11 protein-coding genes, 4 tRNA genes and 1 pseudogene are annotated in these 11080 nt (G+C 62.5%); 11 read left to right on the top strand and 5 right to left on the bottom strand.

The window, feature by feature from the left end; translation table 11 throughout:
- Positions 1-131: 131 nt before the first annotated feature.
- Positions 132-996: pseudogene (locus M3461_04460) on the bottom strand (integrase arm-type DNA-binding domain-containing protein).
- A gap of 164 nt (positions 997-1160) precedes the next feature.
- A tRNA-Ala gene (locus M3461_04455) sits at positions 1161-1236 on the bottom strand.
- 159 nt (positions 1237-1395) lie between these two features.
- Here M3461_04455 and M3461_04450 point away from each other — a divergent pair.
- Positions 1396-2010: a TIGR04282 family arsenosugar biosynthesis glycosyltransferase gene (locus M3461_04450; protein MDQ3773662.1), complete on the top strand. Its 615-nt coding sequence runs from the start codon at positions 1396-1398 to the stop codon at positions 2008-2010.
- 44 nt (positions 2011-2054) lie between these two features.
- Here the strand turns inward: M3461_04450 and M3461_04445 are convergent, their stop codons facing one another.
- On the bottom strand, positions 2055-2525 hold the full coding sequence (locus tag M3461_04445) for a flagellar biosynthesis anti-sigma factor FlgM (protein MDQ3773661.1): 471 nt from the start codon (positions 2523-2525) through the stop codon (positions 2055-2057).
- Between the two features lie 208 nt (positions 2526-2733).
- Here M3461_04445 and M3461_04440 point away from each other — a divergent pair, with 208 nt between their 5' ends.
- From M3461_04440 to M3461_04405, 8 genes are all read left to right on the top strand, one after another.
- On the top strand, positions 2734-3348 hold the full coding sequence (locus M3461_04440) for an NUDIX domain-containing protein (GenBank protein MDQ3773660.1): 615 nt from the start codon (positions 2734-2736) through the stop codon (positions 3346-3348).
- An 89-nt stretch (positions 3349-3437) separates the two neighbouring features.
- A complete protein-coding gene (gene uvrC, locus M3461_04435; GenBank protein MDQ3773659.1) occupies positions 3438-5276 on the top strand; it encodes an excinuclease ABC subunit UvrC in 1839 nt (612 codons plus the stop codon).
- Positions 5273-5836 (top strand): CDP-diacylglycerol--glycerol-3-phosphate 3-phosphatidyltransferase, encoded by a 564-nt coding sequence (gene pgsA, locus M3461_04430; protein MDQ3773658.1) that lies wholly within the window; start codon positions 5273-5275, stop codon positions 5834-5836. Before uvrC ends, pgsA begins: the two co-directional genes overlap by 4 nt.
- 60 nt (positions 5837-5896) lie before the next feature.
- Positions 5897-5972: transfer RNA gene (locus tag M3461_04425), tRNA-Gly, on the top strand.
- A gap of 120 nt (positions 5973-6092) precedes the next feature.
- A tRNA-Cys gene (locus M3461_04420) sits at positions 6093-6166 on the top strand.
- Between the two features lie 36 nt (positions 6167-6202).
- Positions 6203-6289: transfer RNA gene (locus tag M3461_04415), tRNA-Leu, on the top strand.
- Positions 6290-6736: 447 nt separating this feature from the next.
- The gene (locus M3461_04410; protein MDQ3773657.1) at positions 6737-6928 is read left to right on the top strand and encodes a hypothetical protein; all 192 of its coding nucleotides are present in this window, start codon (positions 6737-6739) and stop codon (positions 6926-6928) included.
- Between the two features lie 46 nt (positions 6929-6974).
- Entirely contained in the window at positions 6975-7424 is a 450-nt protein-coding gene (locus M3461_04405) for a hypothetical protein (protein ID MDQ3773656.1), read from the top strand.
- 9 nt (positions 7425-7433) lie between these two features.
- On the opposite strand, the gene M3461_04400 is transcribed toward M3461_04405, so the two are convergent.
- Both M3461_04400 and M3461_04395 read right to left on the bottom strand, forming a co-directional pair.
- Positions 7434-7781: a transposase gene (locus tag M3461_04400; protein MDQ3773655.1), complete on the bottom strand. Its 348-nt coding sequence runs from the start codon at positions 7779-7781 to the stop codon at positions 7434-7436.
- 100 nt (positions 7782-7881) lie between these two features.
- Positions 7882-8238, bottom strand: coding sequence for a hypothetical protein (locus M3461_04395; protein ID MDQ3773654.1), 357 nt, complete (start codon positions 8236-8238; stop codon positions 7882-7884).
- Positions 8239-8405: 167 nt separating this feature from the next.
- On the opposite strand from M3461_04395, the gene M3461_04390 reads away from it, so the two are divergent.
- Positions 8406-9167 (top strand): endonuclease domain-containing protein, encoded by a 762-nt coding sequence (locus M3461_04390; protein ID MDQ3773653.1) that lies wholly within the window; start codon positions 8406-8408, stop codon positions 9165-9167.
- Between the two features lie 207 nt (positions 9168-9374).
- On the top strand, positions 9375-9614 hold the full coding sequence (locus M3461_04385) for a hypothetical protein (protein ID MDQ3773652.1): 240 nt from the start codon (positions 9375-9377) through the stop codon (positions 9612-9614).
- Positions 9615-11080 lie beyond the last annotated feature (1466 nt).

The raw sequence follows: 11080 nt of genomic DNA, 5'->3' as shown, positions 1-11080 counted from the left end.
GTTCGAAAACTACATCGCCTCGCTCGGTGAGCACTTCACCCTGGCGCCTAAACCGGTGCCCGCAGAGCCTTATGCGACCGCTGCTTAACTGCATGAAAACAGCTAATAAAAAAGGGGATCTGCACCCGATACAGTTCCCGCAGGCACTCGACCGCCTGGCGTGACAACGGCACCAGGTGAGGCTCGCGGGTTTTCATGCGGATTGCGGTGATATTCCATTCCGCGCGCTCCAGGTCGAACTCGCTCCATTCCGCATGGCGCAGCTCGCCGGGTCGAACGAACGTAAGCGGCGCCAGCCGTAAGGCGCAGCGGGTCGGCAGGTCACCCCGGTACCCGTCGATTGCGCGTAGCAGGGCGCTCATGGCTTTGGGGTCGGTCATTGCCGCGTAGTGGCTTTCCTTCACGGGTGCCAGCGCCCCGCGCAGATCGGCGGCGGGGTCGCGCTCGCCGCGACCGGTGGCCATGGCATAGCGAAACACCTGCCCGCAGTTCTGGAAGGCACGGTGCGCGGTCTCGATTGCACCGCGCGCCTCGATACGGCGAAGGCAGACGAGCAGTTCGGGCGCCGTTACCTTGCCCACTGGCCGGCCGCCCAGCCAGGGGAAGATGTCGCGTTCCAGGCGCCCGATGATGTTGTCGGCATGCCCGGCTGCCCAGGCCGCCGCCGTGCTTCGCGAACCACTCCGACGCCACGGCCTTGAAGCTTCCGGCGTCGCGGTCTACCCGAGCAGCTTTCTGCGCCTTGCGGACCTCGGCGGGATCGGCGCCGTGGGCAAGGTGCTCGCGGGCACTGTCCCGCCGGCCCCGGGCTTCCTTGAGCGCCACGTCGGGGTAAGTGCCCATAGAAAGGCTCTTGCGCTTACCGCAGAAGCGGTAGTCGAAGCGCCACCACTTCCCCCCGCTGGGAGTGACGAGCAGGTACAGCCCCCGGCTGTCGCCAAGCTTGTACGGCCGCTCGCGGGGCTTGGCGTTGCGGGTCGCGGTGTCGGTGAGCATGACGGTAACCTACCTTCGTGTGGGTCGGTTACCGGGCAAATCTATCGTAAGTTACCGTCGGCTGTCAATGGACGTTGTGGGCGTCAGTGCACGGTACAGGCATTAAAAAAACCCGCCGTTACCCGGGTTTGTGGATTCTGTTGGATTGCCTCGGAATTAGTTATTGGTGGAGCCGGGGGGGATCGAACCCCCGACCTTCGCATTGCGAACGCGACGCTCTCCCAGCTGAGCTACGGCCCCTGAAACGCGCCATTCTAACCGTCCCGCGCGACCGTGGCCAGCGCTCGGCCGGTGGCGCGACGCGCTGTGGCGGTTTCAGTCCTGCTCGGGGACATGGTAAGTTGAACCATCAACGCCGCGGCCGCCGCGGCGGGCTAGCGCGCTCATGGGGCCGTTCACGTGGACTCCACCCTCATCCTATTTGCCAAGGCCCCGGTGCCGGGACAGGTCAAGACCCGCCTCATCCCGTATCTGGGTGCCGAGCACGCGTGTGCACTGCACGTGCACCTGGTTCGACGCGCCATCGAGACAGCCAAGTTTTCCCGGATCAAGCACATCGAGCTCTGGTGCGCGCCCGATGCGGACCACCCGTTCTTTATGGCCTGCCGCGACTGCTATGGTGTCTCACTGCATCGGCAGCAGGGTATCGACCTCGGCAGCCGCATGGCAGGGGCACTGTCAAAGGCGCTGGAACACGCTCGTTCGGCACTGCTCATCGGGAGCGACTGCCCAGCCCTGACCGCGGAGGACCTCGATGCCGCCGCGCGTGCCCTCAGCGAGGGCTACGACGCGGTCTTGGGGCCCGCTGCCGATGGCGGCTACGTCCTCATCGGCCTCAAGCGGATCGCCCCCGAGCTGTTCACCGGGATCCCCTGGGGGACCGCGCAGGTCGGCGACATGACGCGCAACCGGATGAACGCCCTGGCCCTGCGCTGTTGGGAGCTGCCGGTACGCCCGGACGTCGATCGCCCGGCTGATCTCGCCGGGCTCGGATTCGGACCGGGGCAGTGGTGAGAAATCCGGGCTAGCTAGAGGTCGCGCCCCCCGGGGGGCCACGGTCAGCGCGCGGTCGGTACCTGCGGCAGTCCGCTCGCCGGCGCTTCGTCTGAAGCCTCTGGCTGCCGGCCCCCGCCGGGCGCCGACTCCCGGAGATCCGCGCGAAGGTAGTTCGACTCTTCGCAGAGCAGCTCGTAGACGCGGTCCAACAGGTCCTCCGCCGACGCGAAGTCACCGCAGTCGCCACGCGACAGGGTGATCGGGTGGGGTCGCCCGCGGAGGTACAGCGATGATTCGAAACGTATGAGGCTGCCCGCCACCCGGAGGGGCCGGAGCTCGTAGGTGCCGGAGGCGATGGCCTCGCGGAACAAGGCCACCCGCGACCAGTCCACCGCCACGCCTCGCGTACATCCCGGAGCGGAATACCCGAGATGGGCGCGGCGACTACGGACCTCGTGAGACGGGATCGGCGGCTTGGCGACGGCCGCCGGGGTGAGCGGCACGGGGCATCCAAGCTGAGGGGGTTTTGGCATGTCCATGTGCTGATGAGACAATCCTTGTCCTGGGGTCCACGGCTATCCTTGCAGATAGGCCCACACCGGTTTAACGGCGTGGAGGATCGGGAGTTGAGGGGTTCCGGTCCGGGCCAGCCGAGCCCACCCGATGCCCGCCGCGGAATTTAAACGAGCCGCGGTTGGGATCGGCAATACCATGGGGGATAATGTCCCGAGTCATCATGCCATGAGTGATCGTGCCCATCATGTCCAGCCTGCCCAGCATGCGCTAGCAATAAATAAGGAGGGTGATCATGAGCTGTTCGACGTGGTCGACGATGACGATCGGGTCTTGGGCCGGATGCGGCGGGACGATGTGCACCGATGGCAGGTACGCCACCGCGCCGCCCATGTGCTGGTCGTGAACAGCAATGGTGAGGTCTTCGTACAACGTCGCTCGACGTCGAAGGAATGTGCCCCGGGACTTTGGGACACATCGGTCGCGGGACACGTGCAGAGTGGCGAAGGCTATGCCGCCTGCGCCGTTCGCGAGCTTGCTGAGGAGATCGGGCTGCCACTCGCCACGCCGCTCTGCCAGGTGGGGTATCTGAAGGCGAGCCCCGATACGGGTTGGGAGTTCGTCGCGGTTTTTCTATGCCGGTCCGACGGACCCTTGGTCCTGTGCCCGGAAGAAATCGCGGACGGCCGATGGACGAGCCCGGAAACGCTGGCGCAGTGGATGATCGACCGGCCCGAGGAGTTCACCACGACGTTTCGGCTGATCGGGGCCCGTTCTCGGGAATGGCTGCGAGACTCGCAGCGCCCCGCCGAGATACCGCCGATCACGAGCGCTCACGGCTGAGGCAACGCCTTTGGATCGCCGCCTGGCGTTCGTGTCCACAGAGCCCCGCTACTCATCAGGTCGCGATCCCACGGAGTCATCGACAGGATATGCCCGACGGTAATTTTGACGGCAAGACCCTGAGTGCCACGCTCCCTACGCGCTGCGGGGTGTATCGCATGCTCGATGGGGAGGGCACCGTCCTCTATGTCGGCAAGGCCCGAAACCTGAGAAAGCGGCTCTCGAGCTATTACCGTTCCCCGGCCCGTCTGGGCGCCAAGACCGAGGCCCTGCTGGCTCAGGTGCGGGCCGTCGAAGTCACCGTCACACACACGGAGAACGAGGCCCTGATCCTCGAAAACAACCTTATCAAGGCGCTGAAACCCCGTTACAACATCGTGTTGCGAGACGACAAGAGCTACCCTTATATCTATATCGCCGGCGATCAGGGGTTCCCGCGGCTGTGCTTTCATCGCGGGGCCCAGAGCGGCAAGGGCCGCTACTTCGGCCCGTTCCCGAGCGCCAGCGCCGTACGCCAGAGCCTCAAGCTTTTGCAAAAGCTGTTCTTGCTGCGGCCCTGTGAGGACACCTTCTTTCGCAATCGCACCCGCCCCTGTCTCCAGTATCAGATCAAACGCTGCAGCGCGCCTTGCGTCGGATTGATCGATACCAAGTCCTATCAGGAGGACGTCGAGCACGCCATCATGTTTCTCGAGGGCCACGACCAGAGCGTGATTGAGCACCTGGCAGCGCGCATGGAAGGGAGCGCCGCGACACTCGATTTCGAACGTGCGGCGCGCTACCGGGACCAGATCGGCCAGTTGCAAAAGGTCCGGCAGCCGCAGTGCATCACCTCCGGGAACGGCGATACCGACGTCGTCGCCTGTGCGGCGCACGAGGGTCTCTGCTGTGTTCAGGTGTTCTTTGTGCGCGGCGGACACAACCTGGGCAATCGCGCCTATTTCCCCGACCATGCCGGGGAGTCCCGTGCCACCGCCGTGCTGGGCGCCTTCCTGCCGCAGTTCTACCTGGCGCAGTACGCCGAGCGCAGCGTCCCTCCGGAGGTCCTCGTCAGCCACCCCCTCGCCAACGGCGCCGTCCTGGCCGAGGTCCTGTCGGCGCAGGCCGGCCGCAAGGTGGCGATCCATTGGCGGGTGCGCGGGGAGCGGGCACGGTTCCTGGAGATGGCGGTACAGAACGCGGAACTCTGCCTGTCGCAGCGGCTCGCGAGCCGCTCCGCGCAGCGCCGGCGCCTGACCGCCTTGCAACTGGCGCTCGGCCAGACGGCGGAGATCACCCGCGTCGAATGCTTCGACGTGAGTCACACCCAGGGCGAAGCGGCCGTGGCCTCGTGCGTGGTGTTCGGCGCGGAGGGTCCGGTGAAGTCAGCCTACCGGCATTTCGGCATCGAAGGGATCGCGCCCGGGGACGATTACGGCGCGTTGCGCCAAGCCCTCACGCGGCACTACACGCGCTTGCTGCGCGAGGGACGCGAGCCGCCCGACGTCCTCGTGATCGACGGGGGTCGGGGCCAACTGACCCAGGCGCTGGAAGTCCTGCACGCGCTCGACATCCACAGCATCACGGTAATCGGCATCGCCAAGGGGCCGACCCGCAAGCCGGGTCTCGAGACGCTGTTCGTAGGTCCGCAGATGCGCGTGCTTCCGCTCTGCTCCGATACCGATGCCCTGCATCTCATCCAACAGATCCGGGACGAGGCGCACCGCTTCGCCATCACCGGTCACCGCCGAGTCCGTGCCCGCGACCGGCGCATCTCCCCGCTCGAGCGCATCGATGGGGTCGGCCACAAGCGCCGCAAGGAGCTCTTGCACTTCTTCGGGGGGCTACAGGGCGTGATGCGGGCCGCTGTCGAGGACCTCTGCCAGGTGCCGGGGATCAGCACGGAGCTTGCGGCCCGCATCCACAGGGAACTGCACGCCAGCGCATGAACATCCCAAATTCCCTGACGGTGGTCCGCATCGCGCTCATCCCGATCTTCATGCTGGTGTTCTACCTGCCCTTCCCCTCCGCGAATCTGGCCACGGCCGTGATCTTCGCGCTCGGCGCGCTGACCGACTGGCTGGATGGTTATCTGGCCCGGCGTCTGGGCCAGACCTCGGCCCTGGGGCAGTTCCTGGACCCGGTCGCGGACAAGCTCATGGTCGCCGTCGTGCTCGTGCTCCTGCTCCAGCAGGACCCCTCTGTGTGGATGGCGCTGCCCGCGGCGATCATCATCGGGCGCGAGATCACCGTCTCGGCCTTGCGCGAACGGATGGCGGAGCTCGGCGTGCGCGCCAAGGTGGCGGTGTCATCGCTCGGCAAGGTCAAGACCACAGCCCAGATGATCGCCATCATCATGCTGCTCTATCGCGATCCGATCGGTGCCGTGCCCACCTACACGGTCGGTTTTCTGCTCCTGTATCTGGCCGCGGCGTTGACCCTGTGGTCTATGTGCGCCTATATCTGGGTGGCGTGGCCCGAGCTGCGCGGGCACCGCCGTCAGTCCTGATGGCCTGGCCCCTGCGCCATGGCTTGACAGAGCCCGGCTCCCAGCTAGAATGGGCTAAAGGCGGGAATAGCTCAGTTGGTAGAGCACAACCTTGCCAAGGTTGGGGTCGCGAGTTCGAGTCTCGTTTCCCGCTCCAGTTCGCGCGCCACGAAACCCCTGGGCCCTCTTGTTCGATCGCGGGGGCAAAGGGGTTTTGTCCTTCTGGGACGGCCCCTCACCGTCCCCTCGCTTCGGCCCCCTGCTTGGTGGGCCCTTCGGCTGGGTGGCAGAGTGGTCATGCAGCGGCCTGCAAAGCCGTGTACGCCGGTTCGATTCCGACCCCAGCCTCCAACAGACCCGACGCCGTCCTCGGGACGGGGTGTGTCAGCCCGGGTGGCGGAACAGGTAGACGCAAGGGACTTAAAATCCCTCGGGGGCGACCCCGTGCCGGTTCGAGTCCGGCCCCGGGCACCAATTGAATCAATATGTTATTACAATTCCCTTAGGCCAAGGGACAGAGGGGTTGGCGTTTTGGTCACCATACTGATCACCGTTTGTCGGCGCGCTAGGGGCCGTCGGCGGACGGCGAACTCAACGCACTGCTGGCACCCTTAAGGAAGAGGCGCGGCGCATCGAGCAAGAGATACTTACCCCCGCCGCCGCAGTCATAGCGCCCGCCAATCAAGAGCCCGAGTCTGAGTTGATGGCTACCGGATCGGACCAACCCAGTTTAGTCCATCGTCTTGCCAGGGCCTTTGGCCTCGTTCAGATCCTTAATCCCATAGCCACGGCCCAGGGTTCAGCTTGTTCTCGATAACTGTGGGAGTCGGGGCGGTCGCCCCCTCGGGGCTGTTCCATGCTATGGGCCTCGGCGAGCAGCTCCGGCGCTGCTGGCAACGTTTGATGACTCAGGAGATCATAATGGGCTACGTACTTTATATCGATGAGAAACCCACCACCAACCCCGTAAATACCCTAGAGGAAGCAAGACAATTGGCTGCGCCGCACATCATGAATAGGGGACGGCTTAAGATCGAAAGCCTTGTTGCGCCGGCTCCGAGCCAAATTTGGATTTACGATTACCACGAGAACGATTGGGTTGAGCAAAGATAGACCCTTACCCCGCCTCTGAACGCTTTCGTTAGCCATTGATAGCCCTATGACCCAGTCATTGCCAATCAACGCTGAATTTATTTCGGCACTACTCGCAGAAGACGAGGTCGGCTCGGTCATCCGCTCGCACCTTTACGTTGAGGTTCAAGTGAGCGCGTTTCTGGAGCTGGCTTGTTGCCTCGGGTTCGACGCGAAATTCAGGGGAGCGCTGAAACGGATCGGAAAGCTCCGCAACAGCTTTGCACACGACCTATCGTTGTCGCTGTCACAGCGGGTTGTCTCCGATCTCTACAACGGCTTACCTAAGTTCGCGCAGAAGGCCATCCACAGCTCCGTAGATATTCTGCACCAGATGTGCAAGGCCGTACCCCAGCCATCGAAGTACGCTCAGCTCTCACCAAAAATGCAGTTCGTGCTCATCGCACTCACCCTTGAACGCGTCTGCTTTGCTGCATGCGAACTTGTACGCGAGTCCAAGGGTAGCGATGTCTCATAGGTTATGTAGTTAAGGATTCGCGAGAATCGGTTCCAGACCGAATTGCAGCCGCCCGCGTTGTCGATCCCGTTTAGGGTGTGCGCGTCGTGCGTTCCCGGCGAGGTAGTCGATGGCGCGTGCGCGGATGACGAAGCTCGCCCCGGCCTTGGTCAGTTCCGAGAGATAGCCTCGGTCGAAGTACCCGCGGTCGGCCAAGAGCAAGGAGCCCCCGAGACTCGAGGCCTTTGGCAACGCGGTCCGCTCGCTCGCGGTGTCGGCCGTCAGGGTCACTTTGGAAAGCGATTCGTCCAAGAGGTCCAAGGTCGCATGGAGCTCCACCGCCGCAGGCTTCCCCTTCTTGAACCGCCCCGGAAACACCTCTTTGAGCGCATCCTTGATGGCAAAGGAGCTGCCATCCTGGATGACGATCCGGCGAAACTCCGAGAAGGCGCTCCCGGCGCCACGCCGAGCACACGGATCACCAGGGTCTCCAACAACCGTCGTGCCGTCTCGCGCATGAACCGGAATTACATGGACGTAATGCTTTTCGGAGGTACAGGATGAACGTGGCAAACTCCCGCTTGGCGAGCTGGTCGTAGAAGGGTTTGTAGTCCATGATAAAGCCAAAGAGCGCATTGAATCCCCGCTGCAGATCGGCCAAGCTTTCGATACGTGTCCCTGCCAGAAGGGCCATCAGCGTCATCACCATTCGATAGGGGGTGAGCTGCCGCACCCGATGACAGTAGCGCGTGGCCTTCCCCAGATCATTGAGCACCGCCTCCGAGAAGGCCTTCTTGAACTTCGCCGCAAACGTGTTAACTTTATTCTGCTCCATCCGATCCTCCCGATCATCTTTGTTTGCCGATAAAGTTGATCAGATCGGGTGGAGCGCCAAAAGTTCCACGTGTTAGTTGCACATATATCAATCACTTATAAGATCCTACCTATGAGGGGAGACACACGCCGCTGAACGCGAGCGTTAGCCCGTTCGGGTCTTCACATATGGGAAAGCTGCAACTCAAGATCGCTGACCACCTGCTCATCCCATTCGCTCGCCCGAAATGGAGCATTGAGCGCATCAAGATTATTGGCGTTTCTACGAACGCGACATACATCCAAAGCGAGACGCCGCTTGTCTACATCAACAAGGCAGAGAAATCCGCGCTCAGACTGAGGCATTTCAGTGACGTATTCCCGGAGGAGATGCCGGACGCTCCAACTCAACCGGAAGCGATTGCCGCCATTCGTAAACATCTCAAAGAGACGTGCAATCTCGACACCGACTCTGAGAAACGGTTTCTTGAACTCTACCTGGACTATTGCGCCGCGACGGTCGTGCCCACTGAGTGGGAGCTGCGAAGCCATGGTCCACAGAATCTTGCCGCCCCGAAAAACGACCCAGATTGGGTATTCGATGCGCTGCTCCCCTTACCGCAGGCCCATCTATACGTCAGTGATCCCCTGGCCGGACGCTATTCGTTCGTACCTGAAAACATGGTCAAGGTCGATTTCGCGTTCTGGACAGGGACGCAAATCGTCGCTGTTGAGATTGACGGAGCGAGCCATGTCGGGAGCGCGGCGCACGTGCGGAAGGACAGAATACTGCAAGGAGCTGGGGTCTCTGTCATCCACATCATGAACTCGGAGTTGTTGCAGCATGGGAAGAAGGTCATCTCTCATCTATTCCCGGCCAGCATCACGCAGTATTGGAAGTGGTCGCCATACAGCATTCGGAGTAACCCACTTATCGCCATTCCGTTCTAGTGTGCTGCGCGGCTAATCGGGTAGCCGGTGTTTAACCCCCGGCTCCCCACAACACCCCGCATGCGGGGCGAGCGGGCGGCCGCGCTTGAATCCTGCAACAATTGACAAACGCCGGACCCGGCCCGATGCTATGCACACTCGGCGAGCAGTTGCGGCGCGGCCAGACAGCGCATGCGCTGCGGGCGACGTTTTACTGAGGGAAACGACATGACCGAAGCAGAACAGGCTGAACTGGCAGCGTTGCGCGAGCTCGAAAAGGCGGTGCGCGCCGACCACCGGGACGGCGTCATATACGTGCCGGACAGCCAAGACCCCAAAGTCAACCGTGACGTTGACCAACGGTGGGAGTTCATCGAGGGGGTGCTCGACACACTCGACCGACTGCGGGACCGCGAGGGGCGGCCGGTACCCCCACACCACACCGCCGCGCCCGGATCTCCACGCTGAGGCCGGCGAGGCACGGACGGCTCGCGCCGCCTGTCAAACGGCGCCGCACAAGGTCGTGCAGTCGGCCCGGTGTCTCCTCCACATAAACCCGGGCGCGGTGTGTGGCCTACCCTTTTGAACCCGACGCCTCGGCGGCGGAGTCGCTGCGAGTCTTCGACGCTTCACCAGAAGCCCGGCGCCGCTTGTCTCCGGGGCTCCGTCGTGGGACGATTCACAAGCGCCTTGGCCACCATGCGCTGCGGCCGATGCCGTGGATCGGCCAAGCGGCCTTGTCCCGACCGCGTGCCGCGCCATCAAACAATCATCACCCGATGACTCTCGTTGTCGCCGCCATCAGTAAGAAGTCGATCTGGCTGCTGACTGATCGACGAGTGTCCTGCGGAGCTCGAACGCTAACGGACAATGCCCGCAAGCTGCTATTTCTAGAGACCACCGACGGAGTTGCGCTGCTCGGCTACGCCGGTCTGCGTTCAACCGCATTCCAAACTGAGCCCGGCGATTGGATGGCGCGAGTGCTACGAGGCCGGAACCTCCCCTTGGAGCAGTCGCTCAGTGCGCTCGCCGATGCAGTGCGCGCCAAGATTCCTGGGCACCTGCGGCCACTACCGGCCCACTTCATATTCGTTCCAGCTTTCCTCGGCGGCGACCCCAGGCTCTATTCGATCGACATTGTTCGCCCCCCTGGCCGCACTGACTACTTTTTTCGCTACGCGCGTCACGTAACCAGTTGGCCTTCCGCGGGGTGGGCAAGTACCAAAGCGTATCGCAATTGCTGGCTCAGGCGTAGTTCACCTATTGCGAGATCGGAAGTGGTACGCGAACTCTTGAAAATCGTGGCTGCACACGATGCGGGCCGCATCACGCCGCAGGCGGTGGCAAGCCATCTCGCCCGCCTCAACTACCAAGTTTCAACCAGAGTCGATCGAGTCTGTCGGCCCGCGCTGCATTGTTGCTTGGCGATTTCAAAAGGGTGGAGGTTTGGCGCTCATACGGCCGAATGTTAACGATATCGAATCAACGTCACCGTCTTCCCGCCCGGCTCGATTGGTTTGCTAGCCTTCATCGTCGCCATTGAAACGCACCGTTGCACACTTCCAACACTGCGTAAATTGCGGTTCGATCTGTTCGCTGCACCCTGGGCAGCACCAAGGCTCACTTCCAGTTTCATCTCCTGCACCCGACAATGCCAATATCACTTCTCGTGCTTGCTGAAAGGGGGCATCCTCCGCAATCCAAACAGAGGGGGGATCCTCGTAATGGCCGACGACCGTAGCAGCAATACCGCGCGCTTCTAACCCGACTTAGCCGATTCGCCTTCGTTTTCCGGCTTTGGCGCGACGTCGCCATTCGTAACTGTTTGTTTTGTAAATCCGGCAGCGCAACAAATCCGCGAAAAATGGCTGTAGTGAAGACCTTGGTTGTTTTCAAGAGAGGGATTCTGTGCATAATAAGTGGCCGTCATGTTT

It is taken from the genome of Pseudomonadota bacterium (genome assembly GCA_030860485.1).
GTDB lineage: Bacteria > Pseudomonadota > Gammaproteobacteria > JACCXJ01 > JACCXJ01 > JACCXJ01.
This window is presented reverse-complemented; position numbering and strand designations above follow the sequence as displayed.

What these genes read in the sequence shown, in the direction of transcription:
- M3461_04390 (MDQ3773653.1), top strand. Translation starts at nt 8,406, where the DNA reads ATGGGAAAGCTGCAACTCAAGATCGCTGACCACCTGCTCATCCCATTC.
- M3461_04440 (MDQ3773660.1), top strand. Translation starts at nt 2,734, where the DNA reads ATGAGTGATCGTGCCCATCATGTCCAGCCTGCCCAGCATGCGCTAGCA.
- M3461_04405 (MDQ3773656.1), top strand. Translation starts at nt 6,975, where the DNA reads ATGACCCAGTCATTGCCAATCAACGCTGAATTTATTTCGGCACTACTC.
- uvrC (MDQ3773659.1), top strand. Translation starts at nt 3,438, where the DNA reads ATGCCCGACGGTAATTTTGACGGCAAGACCCTGAGTGCCACGCTCCCT.
- pgsA (MDQ3773658.1), top strand. Translation starts at nt 5,273, where the DNA reads ATGAACATCCCAAATTCCCTGACGGTGGTCCGCATCGCGCTCATCCCG.
- M3461_04395 (MDQ3773654.1), bottom strand. Translation starts at nt 8,238, where the DNA reads ATGGAGCAGAATAAAGTTAACACGTTTGCGGCGAAGTTCAAGAAGGCC.
- M3461_04385 (MDQ3773652.1), top strand. Translation starts at nt 9,375, where the DNA reads ATGACCGAAGCAGAACAGGCTGAACTGGCAGCGTTGCGCGAGCTCGAA.
- M3461_04410 (MDQ3773657.1), top strand. Translation starts at nt 6,737, where the DNA reads ATGGGCTACGTACTTTATATCGATGAGAAACCCACCACCAACCCCGTA.
- M3461_04445 (MDQ3773661.1), bottom strand. Translation starts at nt 2,525, where the DNA reads ATGCCAAAACCCCCTCAGCTTGGATGCCCCGTGCCGCTCACCCCGGCG.